The organism is Deltaproteobacteria bacterium (genome assembly GCA_009692615.1).
In the GTDB taxonomy this organism is placed as follows: domain Bacteria; phylum Desulfobacterota; class Binatia; order UBA9968; family UBA9968; genus DP-20.
The window spans coordinates 1-19,752 of sequence record SHYW01000100.1; the positions used below are offsets into that span (position 1 = coordinate 1).

Below are 19,752 nucleotides of genomic sequence, written 5' to 3' on the forward strand. Positions count from 1 at the left end.
GGGCAAATCGAGGCAAAACTAAGGACCCTATTAACCACGAGAGTAAAATGTAATCTGATATAACTTCGCAAAAACTGTAACTCATTACGAAAAAAACGATCTATCCTCCGCTGCCCTGCTTCCAGGGCAGTTGTTCAGAGGTTCCTTAACACTTGTGCATAGCCCGGCAGGGTCGAAGTCCCGAGGACGGCCACGCGCGAGAGCTTAGGAATGATCTCCTTCAGAAGCTCCAATCGTTTTCCGCTTAGCTCGGGGGCAAAGGTCGACAATCCAGTAATGTTCCCGCCTGGCCGCGCAAGGCTGGCGACGAACCCGCTGCCAACAGGATCGGCATGCTGCGCCATGACAATGGGAATCGTGACAGTTGCTTCCTTGACGGAACGGGTTACCGACGCACCAGCCGAGACGATGATGTCTACCTTGAGACCCACTAGCTCGGACGCGAGCGCGGGGAGGCGATCTAGTTTTCCCTCCGCAGATCGCCACTCAATGACAATATTCTTGCCCTCCACGTAGCCAAGCTCGCGCAGACCCTGCCGGAATGCCTCGATGCGGGCCGCATTAACCGAAAGGGAGGCAGCATCTAGATATCCTATCCGGGGGATTTTTGTTGGCTGTTGCGCCTGAACTGGAAAGGGAAGAGCCAAGAGCATCGAGCAAAAAGTTCGCCGTGTGATTTTTTTCGTCATGGGTTTTCTCCGCTTACTGTTGCCTCATTCAATTCTCTTCAAACTCTTTGAGCGCGTCGAAGCGCGGTTCGAGTCCTAAACCGGGGGTGTCGGGTAACGTCACCCAACCATTCACCGGCGCGGCCGGCTCTTTGTAGATCTTATCGCCGACGCCCCACATCTCGAAATGAAACTCGACGCGCCAGCCGTTCGCCATCGCCGCTTGCAGGTGCATGTTGTGATGCGGCCAGCCACCGCCGTTGGCGATCGGTAGATTGAACGCCTGCGCCAGGGCTGCGACTTTCACCGCTTCCGTATAACCGCCGACGGAGCAGACATTTGGCTGCGCGATATCGACGGCGTGATTGGCGATGAGTTCTCTATGGCGAAAACGGTGGCCTTCGTTTTGTCCGGCGGCGATGGGAATACTGGTGTGGCGGCGTAGGTCGGCGAGCAGCAGGGCGTCGTTCTGATAGACCGGCTCTTCGAACCAAGTGATGCCCAGGGGCTCGACCATCTTGCACAGCTCCAGAGCGCGATTGAAGGAGAATAAATAATTGGCATCGATCATTATCTCAACGTCGTCGCCGACGGCTTTGCACACGGCTCTGACCCGGTCGGCGTCAATGCGAGGATTTTCCGGATCGACGGCGACGACCATCTTCAATCGCTTCTCGCCTTGCTTGACCAATTGTTTGGCGACTTCGACCAACTGCTCTTGCGAATATTGCTTGAGGCCGAAGGTGACGTAGGCTTGCACCGGATTCTGCGCGCCGCCGAGCAGACGCCAGACCGGCTCTTTATAATGTTTGCCCTTGATATCCCACAGCGCGATGTCGATGGCGCTCACCGCCGAGCTCCACATGCCGGTCTGCACCCGCGGGTTGAATTGTTTGAGCAGTTGATTCCAAACTCGCTCGGTCTCGAGCGGATTCATGCCCTTCAAAAACGGCCCGGCCTCGCGGTTGATAAACTCTTTCATGCCGAACCGCTGCCCACCGCGGGTGAGGCCGTAACCAGTGACGCCTGTGTCGGTTTCGACGGCGGTGAATAGAATCGAAGTGACGATCGGTTCTTTGAGCAGCGGCACTTCGACGGGGACGCGGTGGATGGACGCTTTAACGTTGGTGATTTTCAGATTGTACCTCCCAAATCTACGCTTGACTGTTAGCCTGGTTCGTTGGCAACCGCAAGGCGTTTTGCCGAGCTGTCAGGAGTGAAGGGTAAGGCGTAAGGGGTTTTCGGAATTCGATCTCGAAATGGCGAATGCGGACGGAATGTCGATGATTTCCTGCGCTGGCGGCGCAGTTATGGGCCGGATTACTTCACATGACGCGGATCGCGATTGTTGCTGATTCGGACATCGTGATGATTGCGGCGCTTTCCGCCGCGCGCTGATGTTATCGGAATTTCGCTGGCACTTGGCTTGCTCGTGATTTCGCTTTGAGAGCGGTCGTAAAAAATATTTAGGAGAAATGTTCCCATGGCGTTATGGAATCAAGCGACTCAAGATAGCGATGAAAAATCCCCGCCGACTCCGATATTGGCGCCAGCGCCGACGCCAGTCGTGGCGCCCATGGCACCGGTAAAAGAAAGCGCGGTCAAAGAGCGGCGCGAGTCGGTGTTCGGCGCCGGCGTGACCATCGAAGGTAAGATCGAAGGCGATGGCGACATCCGCATCGCCGGCAAGTTCGACGGCGACTTGCAGATCAAAGGCGATGTGATCATCGAAAAGGGCGCGAAGGTGAATGCGAAAGTCAGCGCCGCTAACCTGACTGTCGGAGGCGAACTCAACGGCAACGTCACCGCTGCCGCACAGGTGAAACTTTTGGAGTCGGCGCAACTGACCGGCGATCTCAAGGCGGCGACGTTGACGGTCGCCGCGGGCTCACGCATGCGCGGCCATGTCGAGTTCGGCTGGAGCGCGTCGGAGGCGGCTAAGTTTATTAACGAGCCGGCGCGCGATAAACAAAAAAGCGATTTCGCTGAATTATAAATTGCCGGGGCGATTAGCGCCGGTGAGTGGCGAGCAGCGGTTTGAGCGCGGCGGCGACGCCGTCGGCCATGCGCTGGGTGCCGGCGTCGTTGGGATGAACCTGATCGGTGACCCACAGATAGATTGGATCGCTCACTAATTCCATTCCGTTGAGAAAAAATAAATTCTTGTCGCTCGCCTGACGGCGCTTGACCGCGGCGGCAATGGCGTTGCGATAGTCCTCGGGGATTTCACCGTTCTTGTTGCGCGTCGGTTTGAGATCGAAGCGATTCAAGATCGGAGTTATCGCTAAGATCGGTTTGCTTGGCGCGCTGGCGCGGATTGTGGCTAGAAAAGCATCGTACTTTTGTTGGTATTGCGCCGCGGTTTCCGGTTTTCCCGCGGCATCGGTGCCGGCGAAGGAGTTGGTTCCGAGGGCAATCACTAAAACATCCCAATCGCTGCGGCTGGCGATGGTTTGGGCGATGACGTTGTCGGCCCAGGCGGTGCCGCCGAAACCGAAGTTGAGCGCGACGCAGCCGGCCTTCTCGCAACTCTGCCAGACGTAAGTTTCGCGCGGACTGGTGGCGCCGTGGCCGTGGGTGATCGAGTCGCCGTGGAACAGCACGCGGAGGCGCGGGTCGGGCGCGGCGGCGGACATCTTGGCATCGGCATCGATGGCAAGACCATGGACGATCACTTCGGCGTTGCGATAGTAAAATGGCAACAGCACGGCGAACTCCGCTTCGCCGGCGCTTTGCGGTTCGTCGTAGAGCAGCAAATCTTGTCGCGAGTAATTCGTCGTCGCCGCGACGCTGGAGTGATACTTGCCGTTTCGATAGACGTCGAAATAGGACGGCCGCGAGCGCTCCCAGATCGCTTCCGGCGTGCCGGCACCGTCAGGGACTTCGACAAAGGTCACGCGCAAAACCAAACGTTTCGAGTCGGTGCGAAAGTGCGCCGTCACGCCGGCGGCGGATTGGGCGCGGCTGGCGGTGCGCGCCGGCCACTTGTCGCGCCACTCTTTGGTCACGCGCACGGGTTGCAGTCCATCGCCGCGCGCTTCCCAGTCGGCCGCGTTTAGCCAACGCAAGCGTTGGTCCTTAACGGCGATCCATTGCAGTGCCGCGGGTTCGGTTTGCGCCGCGACGGCAACGGCAGTGTTCGCGGCTAGAAACATAATTGCCAATAGGAATTGAAAGCGCAGTGATTTGCTACTCATGGTTTCCTCATCGAGGCCAGTGAATTCGAAATCCCACGTAGGGGCGACCGGCGGTCGCCGTTCCGGCGAGCCGACACATAGGTCGGCCCCTACGATCGATGCATCAACGCAATTTTTCCAAAAGTGGCCGCAGTGCCGCGGCGACGCCCTGGGCGATGCGGTGCATGCCGGCGTCGTTGGGGTGGACCAGGTCGCTGACCAAAAGAAACAGCGGATCGTTGACCATGCTCAAGCCGTCGAGGAAATCGAGATTGGCATCGCGCTTTTGCCGTTCGCGGACGATGCGCGTCATGCCGTCGCGATAAAGTTCCGGCCGCTCGCCGTTGATGTTGCCGCCGGATTTCAAATCGGCGCGATTCAAGATCGGCGTGATGCAAAGAATCGGTTTGCTCGGATGCGCCGCGCGAATGGTCTGAATATACGCATCGTATTTTTCCAGATAGCGCGCGACGGGTTCGGGTTTACCGTCGCCGTCGGCGCCGGCGAGCGAGTTGCAGCCGATCATGATCGTCAGCACGTCCCAATCGCTGCGGCTGGCGATGGTCTGCGCAATGGCATTGTCGCCCCAGGCCGAACCGCCGAAGCCGAAATTCATGCCGACGCAATCGAGCATGTCGCTGGCTTGCGCGACGTAGGTCTCGCGCGGGCTAGTAACGCCGTGGCCGTGGGTGATCGAATCGCCGTGGAAGAGCACGCGCGGCCTGCGGTCGGGCGCGGCGCGCACCAGTTTGGCGCCGGCGTCGATGCCGATGCGATGCAAGATCAACTCGGCGTTGCGATAGTAAAAGGGCAACAGCAAGCGCACTTCGCTTTCGCCGGCCGGCGCGCTTTCAAAAATCGTCACGTCCTGCTGCTCGAAATGATTGAGGGCGGCCATGCTCGTGACATACCTGCCGTCGCGGTAAAGCGAAAAGAACGACGGCCGCGAGCGCTCCCAAGCCACCGCGGGCGTCGCTGCTTCGTCCGCCACGTTGCTAAAGGTGACGCGCACAACAAGACGTTTCGAATCGCTGCGAAAGCGCAGCGCGATGCCCGCCGCCGATCTGCCGCGCCGGGCGGTTTTCACCGGCCACTTGTCGCGCCAGCTTTTCGCCACGCGCACCGGCTGAAAGCCGTCGCCTTGGGCTTCCCAATCGGCGAGGTTGAGCCAGTCGAAGCGCGCGTCGCGCGGGTCGAGCCATTGCAATGTGCTGTCGAGTTTCGCTTCCATAATGACCTCTCGGAAAGAATATTCACCGCGGAGACCCAGAGTTCGCAGAGTTCGGAATATGAATCAAGGGAAAAAGTCTTGCTCCGCGCCCTCCACGCATTTGCGGTGAAATCTTGCCATTTCTGTGATTGGTTCATTCATCTTAATCTGCAAGAAATTATTTGCTGGCCGTTAATTCCTTCACCACCCGGTTGAGCGGGCCGAAGTCGGCGACTTGACTGAGAGGCACTTCGGCTCTGACGTTCATCAGTTCACGTTGTTCGCGGATCAACTCTAGGACGACCGATTCGCTGACGCGGCCGTCCGGGCTCATTGCCTTCAGATAAAAATCCAAGGTGCCGGCCAAGGTGTTTTTCTCCATGCCGGGAAATTCTTTTTGCAAAATTGCCAGCGCTTCCTGCTTGTGCTCGCGGGTGTAGATCATGCTGCGAATTGACGCGCGCAGCATGCGCTGCACCTGATCGGGATTGTCCTTTAATTTTTTCACCGTCGTGCTCAAGCCATTGGAAGGCACGTCGCCGAGAATATCGCCGAGCCAAACAAGATTGTTCAAACCCCTTTGCTCCGCCATTACCGTGTACGGCGGCGTGAGGATCGCCGCTTCGATGGCGCCGGAGAGCAAGGCCTGATAGCGCACGCCGGTGTCGCCCATGGCGATCAACGTGACGTCGCGCAGCGCTTCGAGGCCCGACGGTTTGAGCGCGGCGCGCGCGGCGGCGTCGGTGGAGCTAGCGAAGTTCGACACCGCGATGCGTTTGCCTTTGAGATCTTGGACGCGGCGAATGTCTTTCTGGGTGAACAGAAAAAAGCTCTGCTTGGTGATCAACGTGGCGATAATTTTTAACGGCAGGCCGGAAACGGCGGAACGGATCGTCGAACCGTATAGCGTCGTGTAATCGAGTTCGCTCGAGAGCAGCGCCGGGATGACGATGCCGCTGCGCATGACGATGAACTGCGGCTCCAACCCTTCGCTGCGGTAGATGCCGGTCTTGATGCCGACGAAGAACGGCGAAAAGTCGACGAGCTTGCCGGGAATGGCGATGCGAATGGTTTCCAGCGTTGGCTGCGCCGCGTTGCTCGGCAGAGCGGTGGCGATGAACCATAGAATTAGCACAATGACGCGTGCGGTCATGGCGTCGATATTAGCAACATTTGCCTGACGATGGAAAGAATTCACGGCGGCACCGACGTGAGAGTCAATAATCCCCCTCGGTCCCACGCTTGTCCAAAATAGAATTCAAAGAAACCTCCGACAAGGAATAAGGTAGAGCGATCAAATTGCCGCTCCAATCGAATCATCAGGGTTGTTTACCCTGTTGCGCGGTGATCACCGACGACGACACGAGCGAGTTGAACAGCGCTTGACAGATGGAGTTCGCCGCGCGCACCCTTGTGGTGGTGAACCGTTGCTATCAGGCGTAAGGGCTGTATGAGCGCTGGAGTAATTGACAGCCAGGAGCTTGCCACGCGCGGCACAGTGCCGAGCGACGCGAAGATTCAGTTGCGTCGCGCCTGTGGCCGGAAACCCTCTGCCGCGGCGTTAATTCGGCTGGTGGGTGCAGCGCCAAACATGAGCGAGAGTTTGTCTTTTTCACCAATATTTCCCATTGGACCGAGAAAATCTTTCGTCGCCTCGCTTTTCCAAAGAGGAGTTATCCAAAGCTTGCGGTTGCTGAAATTGTCAATGGAGTAGTCTAGCCATGTTCATGTCGCTGATAAAAATCATCACCGTCGCGTTGTTTGTTGGCCTTGACAGTACCGCTCAGGCCAAGCCGATCACGCTGGCGTACAACACCAACTCGCTCAACGTGATGCTGCCGCTCCTGGTCGCCCAGGAGCTGGGATTTTTTACCGCTGAAGGTTTTGAAGTCACGCCGGTCTACGTGCGCAGCGGGCCGACGGCGATGGCGGCGATGGTGAGCGGGTCGGCGGATTATTCCATCGTCGGTTCAACCACCGTGGTGCAAGCCATCGCCAAGGGCATTCCCGCCGTGGTGATCGGCAATTTTGTCCGCCACGTCAATTGGATGCTGATGGGCGGTGCCGGCGTGACCAGTCTCAATGCGATCAAAGGCCAGGTGGTCGGCGTGACTTCGGCGGGCGGTATGACCGAGTTTCTCACCGTCGAAGCGTTGGCGCGCCGCGGTCTCAAGCGCGATCGCGATTACCGGATTCATTACGCCGGCAACAGCCCGGCGCGGGTGGCGGCGTTGGAGACAAAGATCATCCAGGCCGCGGCATTTTCGCCGGGCGAGCGCGTGGTGCTTGAACCGAAAGGTTTCTCGTTGCTGATGGACATGGTTCAGGTGATACCGGAATTTCCCTTGAGCATCCTCGCCAGCAGCCGGCGCAAGTTGGAAAGTAATTCGACAGAAGTGGAAATGTTTCTGCGCGCGCTTCATCGCGCCATGGAAGTGATTCGCACCGACAAAGAGCGCGCCGCCGCGGCGGCCTTCAAGAAAACGCCGCGAAGCAAGCTGGCGCGGGAGCGCAAAGCGTTGGACTATCTAGCCGACGATTATTCAATCACCATCACCAAAGAAAACATCCAAGCCTTGATCTACGCCGCCGGCGTCGAAGCCGAAGCGCGCAAACTCGGCGGCGCCGAAAAGTTTTTCGCGGCGGAACCGCAGGCGAAAGCCGCGGCGCGGCGCTAGAATGCGAAGATTCTCGGATTCGGATGTCCTCCCGCAAAGGAGCAAAGGCGCTAAGTTCGGAAAAACATATTTTCGGTTCATAAGATCTTCTTCTTAACGGATTTGCGCCTTCGCGCCCCTTCGACTTTGCTCAGGACATGCTTTGCGGGAGATATTCCTAGTTTCGGTCGCGGTTGGCATCGAAGTCGTTCCCAAGCGAAACGAAACTGTGTTAAGTTCCGGCGAAAAATCAGGAGGCGAATCGTCATGCAGTACATCCGCACGTTGTTCTCAGCACTATTCATTCTAACCTACTTCCTGCCAGCGTCGGTTCTCGCTCAGAGCGCGAGCTTGATCGAAGCGGCGAAAAAGGAAGGCGGCAAAGTTTTTGTCTACGGCTCACTGCAAGACAACAGCATGGAGCCCATCGGCAAGGCGTTTCAGGCCAAGACCGGTCTCGAACTCAACTACTGGCGCGGCACGGCGACCAAGGTGATGGATCGCGCGCTGGTCGAACATCGCGCCGGCAAACCTCTCTACGATGTCGTTCTCACCAGCGACAATGAGATGGAGATATTACAGAAGGAAGGCATCTTGCTGCGCTACGATTCGCCGGCGGGCAAAGCCTTTCCCGTCAACAGTGCTAATCCGGAGCTTGGCCCGGTCTATCGATACGCCATCGTCGGCGTCGTCTACAACAAAGACATCGTCAAGCCGGCCGACGCGCCGAAAACTCTCGAAGATATTTTGAAGCCGCAGTTCAAAGGCAAAATCGCCATGCCCGATCCGACCCAAGACACTTCGACCCTGCGCTGGCTCGAAAGCTTGCACAAAGTCATGGGCAAGGAGCGCGCGGCGAAGTTCACCGCCGATCTGGCCGCGAGCAAACCGTCGATGGTGGAAGCGTTCCTAGTCGCCGCCGACCGCGCCAGCACCGGCGAAGCGTCGTTGGCGATCACATTGCTGATCAACGTCGTAACCTTCGGACAAAAAGGCGCGCCGATGGACTACGTGCGCCTGCCGGCGATGATGGGCAGCAGCCACTACATCACGCTGAGCAAAAAAGCGCCGCACACGAGCGCCGGTAAAGCGTTCATCGATTTTTTCCTCGGCGACGAAAGTATGCGGATCATGGCCAAGAACGGCGAGTCGGTAAACCGCAAAGGCGTCTACCCGCCGATCCCGGAGATCGACAAGGTGAAACTGGTCGACATGGAAGACTTCGACACCAAAGGGTTTGCGGACAAGAAGAAAGAGTATCAGAAGATTTTTATGCGGTAGAAAAAAAAGATGGCTAAATTCGTCGTCATTAGCGTATCGATCCTCTGCGCTATTCTTAATTCGTATCACCCTGCCAGTGCAGCCAAGATGGTTCTCGCCCATGGCGCGCTCAACGCGCGCATCGCGCCGCTGTGGATCGCGCACGAGCAAAAGTTTTTTGTCAAGTACGGCGTTGAATCGACGGTGATTTTGGTGCGGCAGATTCAGATCATGGTCAGCGGGCTGGGCACCGGTGAGATCGATATCGCGTTGAGTTCAGGCAGCACGTTGCTCGGCGCTTCCGCCGGCGGGCTCGACGCGAAGATGGTTGCCGCGCTCAACGGCAGAGTGAATTACGATCTCGTTGCCGCACCGGCGATTAAAACCGCCAAGGATTTGCGCGGCAAGCGTTTTGGCATTCAAGCTTTTGGCGGCGGACTATGGATGGGCGCCATGCTCGGCTTGGAATCGTTAGGTCTCGATCCGCAGCGCGACAATATCAATGTCCTTCAGATCGGCGATCAGTCGGTGATCGCCCAGGCGCTCGAGGCCGGTAGCATCGACGCGGCGGCACTCGACGGTGTCTTCAGCCGCCGGCTCAAACAAAAAGGCTTCACAGTGCTCGCCGAGTTCAGCAACGCCAACATTCCCACCATTGGTCTCGGCCTGATCGCTCGCACCAATACGATTCGCGAGCGCCAAGACGCCGTCGAAGGAATGCTCAAGGGTTTGAGCGAATCGGTGGCGTTTATCCTGAGCCAAAAGTCGAAACCGGCGGTGCTCAAGACGATTATGCAGCATCTACGCATCCACGATCCGGCCACGGCTGAAGAGGGTTATCAGGATCTGGTAACGGGGCTCGACAAAAAACTTTTGCCATCAGTTGACGGCTTGCGTAACACGCAACGGCTGCTCAAGCCGCGCAATCCGAAACTGGAAAACATCAAGGTCGAGGAACTGATCGACGACCGTATTGTGAGGAGGCTGGAGGAGAGTGGATTCCTTGCTCGACTGCAGGCGACGTATGGAATTAAGTGATCTCACTCCAGACGGTCTTCAGCTGATTTTCACAGTCGCGATCTCGTGTCATACGATTCAAAGCATTTGAACCTCGGAGGTGAGCCATGAATCAAAAGAGTTTCAGTTGGATATTGTTCGTTGCATCGCTTTTCGCTGCGTCGGCGGCAGCGCAAACTGCACCGGCGCCATCGCGCAGTTTGCCGATGTTCGAAGTGGACCCGACGTGGCCGAAGGTGCCGGCGAAGTGGAAGCTCGGCGATGTTTCGAGCATCGCCATCGACGCGCAGGGCAATGCGTGGGTGCTGCACCGTCCGCGCACGCTCAAGCCTGATCAGGCAGCGATGGCGGCGCCGCCGATTCTGGTGTTCGATCCGGCCGGCGATTTTATCAAGGCCTGGGGCGGGCCGGGCAGCGGCTATGAATGGATCGAGCGCGAGCATGGCATTCATATCGACTACAAAGGTTTTGTCTGGCTGGGCGGCAATAATTGCCCTGGGCTGAAACCGCCTGGGCTCAAGCCGGTGGCCGACGATCAACTGCTGAAATTCACACCCGACGGCAAGTTCGTGCTGCAAATCGGCGCCAGCAATCAAAGCAAGGGCAACGCCGACACCAAGAATGTGCATCGCGCGGCCGACGTGTGGGTGCATCCGCAAACCAACGAAGCGTTCGTCGCCGACGGCTACGGCAATCACCGTGTCATCGTCTTCGATGCCGACAGCGGCGCGTTCAAGCGCATGTGGGGCGCGTTTAGCAACCCGCCGGTGGATGACGATCATTGCGAGGATGTTCCGAGACCGAACTTCGCGGAGGTTTCGGCGGCGCCGAATTTCACCATCGTGCATGCCATCCGCGTCGCCAACGACGGCTTGGTGTATGTCGCCGATCGCGATAACCGGCGCGTGCAGATGTTCACCAAGGACGGCAAATTCATCAAGCAGCTGGTCAAGACCGCGACACCGTTTGCGCGCAACGTCGCCTTGTCTCATGATCCCGAACAGCAGTTCTTGTACGTCGGCGACGGTAAGGAAATCTCCATTGTCGACCGCAAGACCCTCGACATCGCCGGCAGCATTGCGAGTCCAGGCATGCTCGGCGGCGGCCACCAAATCGCCACCGATGGTAAAGGCAACATTTACGTCGCTGCCACCGCCAATGGGATGCAGAAGCTCATGTTCAAAGGCATGTCTCGTTGACCAGCCGATGATCGGCTTGCGGGCAATCTTGCTGCGAAGTTGTGTGGTGGTATCGAAAACAGACCAATATGTTTGTGAAATGCCAGCGCGGCGAATAATATAGATTTAGTTCAGCTCCTACGGCCGCGACTATGGCCTCGCGAGTGAGCGACAATCTACGAACTAATAGCCTTCATCGCTCGCACAGAGATCTAACGCATGCAAAGCATCTTAGTAACGGGATCATCAGGACTGATTGGCAGCGAGGTTTGCACCTTCTTCGCCAAGCTCGGATATAAAGTCCACGGTATCGATAACAATCAGCGGGCGGTTTTCTTTGGGCCGCAGGGCGACACGCGTTTCAATCAGCAACGGTTGGAGCGCGAGCTTCCGGGCTTCGATCACCACGAACTCGACATGCGCGACCGGCCGGGAATTCTCGACATCGTGGGCAAATTGCGACCGTCGATTATCGTGCACACCGCCGCGCAACCGTCCCACGACCGCGCCGCGGCGATTCCCTTCGACGACTTCGACACCAACGCCGTGGGCACCCTCAACCTGCTCGAAGCGGCGCACCAGAGTTGCCCCGAGAGTCCGTTCATCCATATGAGCACCAACAAAGTCTACGGCGACGCGCCCAATCGCTTGAGGCTTGCCGAACTCGAAACCCGCTGGGATTACGCCGACGAAGAATACGCCAACGGCATCGCCGAAAATTTTACCATCGACGACAGCCTGCATAGTCTATTCGGCGCCAGCAAAGTCGCCGGCGACGTGATGGTCCAGGAGTACGGCCGCTATTTCAATATGCCGACCTGCTGCCTGCGCGGTGGCTGCCTCACCGGTCCCAATCACGCCGGCGTCGAGCTGCACGGCTTTTTAAGTTACTTGATCAAGTGCAATCTCGAAGGGCGCGAGTATCAAGTCTACGGCTACAAAGGCAAGCAAGTGCGCGACAACATTCATAGCCAAGACGTCGCGAGATTTATTTACCAGTTCGCGCAAAAGCCGCGCGCCGGCGAGGTCTACAATATCGGCGGCGGCAAGGCCAACTCGTGCAGCATTCTCGAAGCCTTCGATCTAGTCGCCAAGATCAGCGGCAAAGCGCAGAAATATAAATATCTCGCGCAAAACCGCGTCGGCGATCACATCTGTTACTATAGCGATCTGAGAAAAATGCGCGCCCACTATCCAGAGTGGGATATCACCGTCAATCTCGAACAAACCATCGGCGAGATCGTTGCCGCATGGCGGAACAAACTGCCCCAGTGAAAATCCTTATCACCGGCGCCTGCGGCTTTGTCGGCTCCACGCTGATCCGCGCTTGGCTCGAACAAGGGCGCCATGAAATCATCGGCCTCGACAACTTCATCCGTCCGGGCAGCGAGCTCAATCGGATGGCGCTCAAGCGTGCGGGAGTAAAACTGTTCCATGGCGACGTCCGCTGTCCCGCCGATTTCGAAGTGCTGCCGGCGGTGGACGCGGTGGTCGAAGCGGCGGCCAATCCGAGCGTGCTCGCTGGGGTCGACGGTCAGAGCTCGAGCCGCCAATTGGTCGAGCACAATCTTTTCGGCACCGTCAACGCCCTCGAATACTGCCGCAAACACAGCGCCGCATTCGTACTGCTCAGCACCAGCCGGGTCTATTCCATTCCGCCATTGGCCAACTTGCCGATCCGTGTGCGCGACAATGCTTTCGAACCCGATCTCGAACAAACACTTCCGGCTGGGTTTTCCACCAATGGCGTGAGCGAAAACTTTTCCACCGCCGCGCCGATCTCGCTTTACGGCGCGACCAAACTGGCGAGCGAACAGTTGGCCCTTGAATACGGCATGACCTACGGCTTTCCGGTTTGGATTAACCGCTGTGGCGTGCTCGCTGGCGCCGGACAATTTGGCCGGGCCGATCAGGGGATTTTCGCCTACTGGATCAACATCTGGTTGCGCCGCCGGGCGCTCAGCTACATCGGTTTCGACGGCCAAGGTTATCAAGTGCGCGATTGTCTTCATCCCGGCGATCTGGTCGCGCTGCTCGACAAACAGCTTAGCGCGACCATGAATTCCACCACGCCACGGGTGATCAATCTCAGCGGCGGAAGAGCTTCGGCGATCTCACTGTTGCAATTATCAAACTGGTGCCGAGCTCGGCTTGGCGATCATTCTGTTAGTTCACGGCAGGAATCGCGGCCCTTCGACATTCCCTGGATGGTTCTCGACGCCTCCTTGGCGAAGCAGACTTGGGGTTGGCAGCCGACGCGAGATAAATTTGCCATCTTCGACGAGATTCTCCAGCACGCCGAGCAGCATCCCGAGTGGTTGGAGTTGTCCGAGAGCGTCTGAGCGATGGCGAAGTTATCCACTCCCAATGCCGCGTTGCCGGCGCTGACCAAACTTTCGGTGGTGATCCCGGCGCGCGACGAAGAGGGCTGCATCGCCTCCACGGTGGAGCATTTGCATTTGGAGCTACGGCTGCGCGCCGTGCCGCACGAGATTGTCGTAGTCGACGACGGCAGCACGGATCGGACTTGGGCGATACTTCAAGAATTATCCCGGCGCATTCCTGAGCTGCGCGGCGTGCAAAACAATCACGTCCACGGTTTTGGCCGGGCGGTGATTTGCGGTCTCGACGCCGCCACGGGCGACGCCGTGGCGATCATGATGGCCGACGAGAGCGACGACTGCCGCGACGCGGTGCGTTACTGGGAGACCCTCAACCAAGGTTGGGAATGCGTCTTCGGCAGCCGCTTCGTGCCGGGCGGTGGTACGATCGACTATCCGTGGTTCAAGCTGCGCATGAACCGGATCGTCAATTTATTTATTCGTCTACTCTTCGGCATTCCGCTCAACGACACCACCAACGCGTTCAAGGCTTATCGCAAAACCGTCATCGACGGTTGCCGGCCGCTGTTGGCGCCGCATTTCAATTTGACCGTGGAGATTCCGCTCAAGGCGATGGTGCGCGGTTTCTCGTGGACCGTGATCCCGATCACCTGGCGCAACCGGCGCAGCGGCGAAGCCAAGCTCAGACTCAAAGAGATGGGCAGCCGCTACCTGTTCATCGTCCTCTATGTCTGGCTGGAGAAATATTTTAGCCGCGGCGATTACCGGCGATAGTGCTAAACCAAACGCGGCAAATCCAAGTGAATAATTGTTCAGCACGCTTGATCGTTTTGCTAGTTGCCGTGCTGACACCGGTTTTTTTGGCGCTGTTCTTCATTCACCACTATGGCGTCAACGTGCCGCACTGGGATCAGTGGGAGTTCGTCGCACTGTTGGAAAAAGTTTACGCGGGAAACTTTTCAGCGGCTGATTTGTTTGCCCAGCACAATGAACACCGGCTGATCTTTCCCAAATTGTTCATGCTCCTGCTGGCGGCCGCGTCGGATTACAACACGCTGATCGAAATGTATTTCGGCTGGCTGCTGCTCGTACTCTCCGGCGTGGTCATTTTCAATTCTTATCGGCGCAGTTTCGGCTGGTCGCAGTCGGCAGTGTTGAAATTTCTCCCGGTGCCTTGGCTGTTGTTTAGCTGGTGCCAATACGAAAATCTTTTGTGGGGCTGGCAAGTCACCTTTTTCATGACCGCCTTGGCGGCGGTTTTAACTCACTCTTTGCTCGATTCGAGCCGGGCGTTAGATCGCTATTTTGTCGTGGCGATCTTTTGCGCTATCGTCGCGTCGTTTTCAAACTCCAACGGTCTGTTGGTCTGGCCCATTGGACTGTTGCAGCTCTGGACGGGTCGGAAACCGGAGCGCCTATCGCGCTCCAGCGAATCCGTTTGGATTTTCGCCGCAGCATGCGTTGGCATCCTCTACTTCATTGATTATGCCAAGCCGCAAAGTCATCCAAGCTTGCTCCATGTGTTCACCTCGCCTGGGTCTGTGCTGCGCTATTTTCTCACGGTTCTCGGTAGTCCGTTGGCGGTCAAGCGCGGCATGGCGTTGGGGGTAGGCATCTGGATAGCGGCGCTGGGGATTTCGATCTACATCGTCGAATTTAGAAATGCGGCAAAAATAGCGGTTACTTTTTGGGATGCGCTGATTCTCTTTGCCTTGTTGTCTTGCCTGATGCTGGCGGTGGGAAGAGCGGGATTCGGCGTCGGCCAAGCGCTGGCGTCGCGCTATACCACGTTTACGCTTCTGGGCGTCGTCGGTTTGTATGTAAAGTCGTTGGAGCCGTTTTCGGCGCCGGGAAAATTTCCAATCGTCATCCGGCTAGCTCTGTTGTGTTTGATCGTTCAGGGTCTTGGGGTGGCGCTTTTTCATGGCGCGACGAAGGCCAACGCGATGCGCGCATCCCGCCAAGCTTCGGTCGACTTACTCAGACATTTGGAATCCCAAGCCGACCAGCCGGTGTCGAAGTTCCTCTATCCCAGTCCACAAAGGGTCCGGCAGTTGACGCCCTTTTTACAGAAGCAAAAGTTGAGTGTCTTTAGCCGAGCCGACGCCCTGCGTTAAGGTGCCCGATCTCTGCGTCTATTGTGTTAAAGTTCCATGATGTCAACGGCGGATTTGCCTATCTTTGAAATCGAACCGCGACTGCGCGAAACTTTGACCGCGCACAAGCGTTTGGTGCTCACGGCGCCGACCGGGTCGGGGAAATCGACGCAGGTGCCGCAGATGCTGCTCGACGGCGGTTTGTTGGGCGCTGGGCGGGTGGTGGTGTTGCAGCCGCGCCGATTGCCGACGCGCATGTTGGCGGCGTGGGTGGCGCAGGGGCGCGGTGTGAAACTGGGCGGCGAAGTCGGTTATCAAATGCGCTTCGACACTGTTGTCTCGGCGGCGACGCGTATCTGTTACGTGACCGAAGGCATCTTGCTGCGCCAGATGTTGGCCGATCCCGACTTACGCGGCGTGAGCGCGATCATCTTCGACGAATTTCACGAACGCCATCTGTTCGGCGACATTACGTTGGCGCGGGCGCTGCAGATTCAAGAATCGACGCGCCCCGATCTCATCATCGTCGTCATGTCGGCGACGTTGGATGTTGGCGCGATTGAAAAATACCTGCAACCTTGCGCGTTGTTGTCGTCCGAAGGCCGGGCGTTTCCGGTTGCCATCGAATATTTAGCTAAGCCCGCCGGTGATGGGCCGGTATGGAATCTGGCGGTGCGAGAATTGCAGCGCCTGGTGCGCGAGCAGGCTCACGGCGACGCGCTGATATTCATGCCGGGCGCCTATGAAATCATGCGCACGGTGCAGGCGGCGCGCGATGCGCTCGGTCCGCAGTTCGTGGTGTTTCCGCTCCATGGCGAATTGCCGCCGAACGATCAAGACGCGGCGGTGGCGCGCTACGACAAGCGCAAAGTGGTCGTTGCCACCAACGTGGCGGAAACTTCGCTGACCATCGATGGTGTGCGCTTGGTAATAGACAGCGGCTTGGCGCGCATGGCGCGCTTCGATCCCCATCGCGGCATAAACACTCTGTTAGTCGAAAAAATCAGCCGCGCCGCCGCCGATCAAAGAACCGGTCGCGCCGGCCGCACGGCACCGGGTCTTTGTTTGCGTCTGTGGACCGCCCATGAACAGAACGCGCGTCAGCCGCAAGAAATTTCCGAAGTGAAGCGGCTCGATCTCTCGGAGGTGATTCTCACGCTCAAGGCGAGCGGCGTCGTCGACGTGAAAAGTTTTCGCTGGCTCGAAGCGCCGGACCCGCGCGCCTTGGAACGGGCCGAGACTTTGCTCGCTGATTTGGGCGCCGTCGATAATGCGACGGGCGCGATCAGCGCACTGGGCCGGCGCATGTTGGCATTTCCCGCCCATCCGCGTTACGCGCGCATGCTTTTGGCGGCGCACGAATATGGCTGCGTGCGGCCAGTGGCGTTGATCGCGGCGTTGACTCAAGGACGAGAATTACTCGCGCGCCGGCAAGGCGATCAGGTTGGCGAGCGGCGCGACGAGCTGTTCGATGGCGAGACGGAGTCGGATTTTTTTGTTCTGATGCGCGCCTGGCGCTACGCCGAGCGCAACAATTATCAACTTGAGCGCTGCCGCCAAGTTGGCATTCACGGCCAGGCGGCGCGCCAAGTGGGTCCGCTGTTCGAGCAGTTTTTGCGTATCGCCGCGGCCGAGGGCATGGATACCGGCGACAAGCGTGTTGAGAACACCGCGGTGCAGCGCTGCTTGCTGCTCGGCTTTTCCGATCATCTCGCCAAACGGCTCGACGCCGGCTCGCTGCGCTGCGAGATGGTGCATGGCCGGCGCGGAACATTGGCGCGCGAGAGCGTCGTCAAAGCGCCGCTGTTTATCGCTGCCGAAGTGCGCGAAGTCGAAAGCGGCGGTGGCCGGGAGCGCAATTTGAACGTCGTGCTGCACTCGGCCACGGCGGTCAAAGAGGAATGGCTGCGCGAACTTTTTCCGAGCGACTTTTCGACGACCCGCGCGGTGGTTTACGATTCGACATTACGCCGGGTCGTCGCCCGCGACGAGACGCGCTTTCGCGATTTAATTTTGGCCGACACTTCTTCGAACCATCCACCGGCGCAGGAGTCGGCGCAGATTCTCGCGCGCGAAGTTGCCGCAGGCCGGTTGGTGCTCGACAAGTGGGATGAAGCCGTCGAGCAGTGGATCCTGCGCGTCAATCGCTTGCGCGTATGGATGGCGGAACTCGAATTGCCCGCCATCGGCGACGCGGATCGTAGCGCCATCGTCGAGCATCTCTGCCACGGTGCGTTTAGCTATAATGAAATCAATCAGCGTGCGGTGTTGCCGGCGGTTAAGTCTTGGCTATCGCGCCAGCAGCAAGGTTGGGTCGAAGAGTATGCGCCGGAACACATTCACTTACCGCGCGGCCGCAATGTCAAAGTTGTCTACTCAGCCGACGGGCCGCCGACCATCGCGGCGCGGATTCAAGATTTGTACGATATCAAAGACGGATTGTGGATCGCTCAGCGGCGAGTCGCTCTGCGCATTCAAATTCTCGCGCCGAGCAATCGGCCGGTGCAAGTGACCGAGGACTTGTCCGGGTTTTGGCGCGATACTTATCCGAAACTCAAACAGGAATTACAGCGCAAATATCCGAAACATATTTGGCGCTAAGAATAGCTTATGTTGTGATGCTCAGAGTATCCCCCTTTTTCAAAGGGGGGATTCTCCCCAACAATTTAGATGATCTTATTGAGCGGATACTCGATGATGCCGACGGCGCCGCTTTCGATTAGCTTGGGAATCAGATCGCGCACCTGGCGTTCGTCGATGACGCTTTCCACCGAGAACCACTTGACGCCTTTGAGGCTTGGCGACGGGTAAAGGCTCGCGACGGTGGGCGCGGTGATGCAGGGAATCAGTGCGACGACTTTTTCCAGATCGGCTTCCGGGACGTTGAGCTTGATGCCGACTTTGGCTTCCGCCGCCAGCGCGCCTTGGAGCAGCAGCTTGATCTGTTCCATTTTTGCGCGCTTCCAGGGATCGTTCCAAGCGGCTTTGTTGGCGATCAGCTGCGGGCAGCTCTCCATTAATTCGTGGATGATTTTCAAACCATGGGCGCGGATGGTGGTGCCGGTCTCGGTGACCTCGACGATGGCGTCGACTAAGCCTTCGGCGGCTTTCGCTTCGGTGGCGCCCCAGGAAAACTCCACTTCGACCGCAACATTGCGCTCGGCGAAGTAACGCTTGGTGAAATTCACCATTTCCGTGGCGACCCGTTTGCCTTTGAGATCTTCCAGGGTTTTCACCGGCGAGTCGTGCGGCACGGCGAGCACCCAGCGGGTCGGCCGGAAGCTGACTTTGGAATAAATCATGTCGGTGACGACGATCACGTCGGATTGATTTTCCTGAGTCCAATCCTTGCCGGTGATGCCGGCGTCGAGAGTTCCCGATTCCACGTAGCGTGACATTTCCTGCGGCCGGGCCAGACTGCACCGGAGAGTTTCGTCATCGACGGTGGGAAAGTAGCTGCGGCTCGAACCGGAAATTTTCCAGCCCGATTTTCGAAACAGATCGATAGTCGCTTGCTCCAAACTGCCTTTGGGCAAACCCAGCTTTAGCTCGCTCACTTTTTGTAAACCTCTTTAGGATCGAAAACTCGCTCGCCGATCACATTCCACTCGCTATCGGCGCGCTTGCGGAAAAAGCAGCTGCGGAAGCCTTCATGACAGGCCGCGCCGCCGACCTGATGCACTTGAATCAAGATCGTGTCGTTGTCGCAATCGATGAAAGCGTCTCTGACTTCCTGAAAGTTGCCCGACTCCTCGCCCTTGAACCACGGCCCTTTGCGCGAGCGGCTGTAGTAGTGGGCTTTGCCGGTTTGCTTGGTCTTTTCCCACGACTCTTCGTTCATGTAAGCGACCATCAGCACTTCGCGGGTCTCATGATCCTGGACGATCACGGGAACGAGGCCGTTGCCTTTGGCAAAATCGATTTTCACTGGCTCCATGGGTTTTCCTCGGAACCGTTTAGCTAACATAGTTAGTGGGGGGCTTCAACAAGATGGGAAGGCAATGTTGTAGCAAAGTGATTATGTCAGGGGTTAACGGCAACGTAATTATGTCAGGGTGGAAGGATGACAACCCTGACAATGAAAGACGAGAAACGACTAGACGTAATTCAACGAGTATATCGCAGCGAGATCACCGTGGTTGAGGCCG

Annotated in this window: 17 protein-coding genes; 10 read left to right on the top strand and 7 right to left on the bottom strand. The window is 57.8% G+C overall.

Annotation, left to right across the window (positions count from 1 at the left end):
- Nucleotides 1-134: 134 nt before the first annotated feature.
- Nucleotides 135-689 carry a hypothetical protein gene (locus EXR70_19765; GenBank protein ID MSP40730.1) on the bottom strand — a complete coding sequence of 185 codons (555 nt, stop codon included), beginning with the start codon at nt 687-689 and terminating at the stop codon, nt 135-137.
- Between the two features lie 28 nt (nt 690-717).
- Entirely contained in the window at nt 718-1,806 is a 1,089-nt protein-coding gene (locus tag EXR70_19770; protein MSP40731.1) for a mandelate racemase/muconate lactonizing enzyme family protein, read from the bottom strand.
- Nucleotides 1,807-2,151: 345 nt separating this feature from the next.
- Between EXR70_19770 and EXR70_19775 the strand changes: the two genes are divergently transcribed.
- Nucleotides 2,152-2,664 (top strand): polymer-forming cytoskeletal protein, encoded by a 513-nt coding sequence (locus EXR70_19775; GenBank protein MSP40732.1) that lies wholly within the window; start codon nt 2,152-2,154, stop codon nt 2,662-2,664.
- Between the two features lie 13 nt (nt 2,665-2,677).
- Here the strand turns inward: EXR70_19775 and EXR70_19780 are convergent, their stop codons facing one another.
- The 3 genes from EXR70_19780 to EXR70_19790 all read right to left on the bottom strand — a co-directional run bounded on the left by EXR70_19780 (nt 2,678) and on the right by EXR70_19790 (nt 6,252).
- Complete coding sequence (locus tag EXR70_19780) at nt 2,678-3,865, bottom strand: hypothetical protein (GenBank protein MSP40733.1); 1,188 nt, start codon at nt 3,863-3,865, stop codon at nt 2,678-2,680.
- 103 nt (nt 3,866-3,968) lie between these two features.
- The gene (locus EXR70_19785; GenBank protein MSP40734.1) at nt 3,969-5,075 is read right to left on the bottom strand and encodes a hypothetical protein; all 1,107 of its coding nucleotides are present in this window, start codon (nt 5,073-5,075) and stop codon (nt 3,969-3,971) included.
- A gap of 157 nt (nt 5,076-5,232) precedes the next feature.
- On the bottom strand, nt 5,233-6,252 hold the full coding sequence (locus EXR70_19790; protein MSP40735.1) for an ABC transporter substrate-binding protein: 1,020 nt from the start codon (nt 6,250-6,252) through the stop codon (nt 5,233-5,235).
- A gap of 523 nt (nt 6,253-6,775) precedes the next feature.
- On the opposite strand from EXR70_19790, the gene EXR70_19795 reads away from it, so the two are divergent.
- The 9 genes from EXR70_19795 (at nt 6,776) to hrpB (ending at nt 18,205) form a co-directional block, all read left to right on the top strand.
- Nucleotides 6,776-7,732 carry an ABC transporter substrate-binding protein gene (locus EXR70_19795; protein ID MSP40736.1) on the top strand — a complete coding sequence of 319 codons (957 nt, stop codon included), beginning with the start codon at nt 6,776-6,778 and terminating at the stop codon, nt 7,730-7,732.
- A gap of 246 nt (nt 7,733-7,978) precedes the next feature.
- A complete protein-coding gene (locus tag EXR70_19800; GenBank protein ID MSP40737.1) occupies nt 7,979-8,992 on the top strand; it encodes an extracellular solute-binding protein in 1,014 nt (337 codons plus the stop codon).
- A gap of 9 nt (nt 8,993-9,001) precedes the next feature.
- Nucleotides 9,002-10,009 (top strand): ABC transporter substrate-binding protein, encoded by a 1,008-nt coding sequence (locus tag EXR70_19805; protein ID MSP40738.1) that lies wholly within the window; start codon nt 9,002-9,004, stop codon nt 10,007-10,009.
- 86 nt (nt 10,010-10,095) lie between these two features.
- Nucleotides 10,096-11,187, top strand: coding sequence for a hypothetical protein (locus EXR70_19810; GenBank protein MSP40739.1), 1,092 nt, complete (start codon nt 10,096-10,098; stop codon nt 11,185-11,187).
- A 198-nt stretch (nt 11,188-11,385) separates the two neighbouring features.
- Nucleotides 11,386-12,441, top strand: coding sequence for an NAD-dependent epimerase/dehydratase family protein (locus EXR70_19815; protein MSP40740.1), 1,056 nt, complete (start codon nt 11,386-11,388; stop codon nt 12,439-12,441).
- Nucleotides 12,417-13,508, top strand: a complete 1,092-nt coding sequence (locus EXR70_19820; protein ID MSP40741.1) for an NAD-dependent epimerase/dehydratase family protein — start codon at nt 12,417-12,419, stop codon at nt 13,506-13,508. Before EXR70_19815 ends, EXR70_19820 begins: the two co-directional genes overlap by 25 nt.
- A 3-nt stretch (nt 13,509-13,511) precedes the next feature.
- Nucleotides 13,512-14,282, top strand: a complete 771-nt coding sequence (locus EXR70_19825) for a glycosyltransferase family 2 protein (protein ID MSP40742.1) — start codon at nt 13,512-13,514, stop codon at nt 14,280-14,282.
- A gap of 26 nt (nt 14,283-14,308) precedes the next feature.
- Nucleotides 14,309-15,625, top strand: coding sequence for a hypothetical protein (locus EXR70_19830; protein ID MSP40743.1), 1,317 nt, complete (start codon nt 14,309-14,311; stop codon nt 15,623-15,625).
- A 36-nt stretch (nt 15,626-15,661) separates the two neighbouring features.
- Nucleotides 15,662-18,205, top strand: a complete 2,544-nt coding sequence (gene hrpB / locus EXR70_19835; GenBank protein MSP40744.1) for an ATP-dependent helicase HrpB — start codon at nt 15,662-15,664, stop codon at nt 18,203-18,205.
- A 65-nt stretch (nt 18,206-18,270) separates the two neighbouring features.
- Here hrpB and EXR70_19840 read toward each other — a convergent pair whose 3' ends face one another.
- Together EXR70_19840 and hisI are read right to left on the bottom strand one after the other, a co-directional pair.
- The gene (locus EXR70_19840; protein ID MSP40745.1) at nt 18,271-19,161 is read right to left on the bottom strand and encodes an ATP phosphoribosyltransferase; all 891 of its coding nucleotides are present in this window, start codon (nt 19,159-19,161) and stop codon (nt 18,271-18,273) included.
- Entirely contained in the window at nt 19,158-19,541 is a 384-nt protein-coding gene (gene hisI, locus EXR70_19845) for a phosphoribosyl-AMP cyclohydrolase (protein ID MSP40746.1), read from the bottom strand. The genes EXR70_19840 and hisI overlap by 4 nt, the downstream gene beginning before the upstream one ends.
- Between the last annotated feature and the right edge of the window lie 211 nt (nt 19,542-19,752).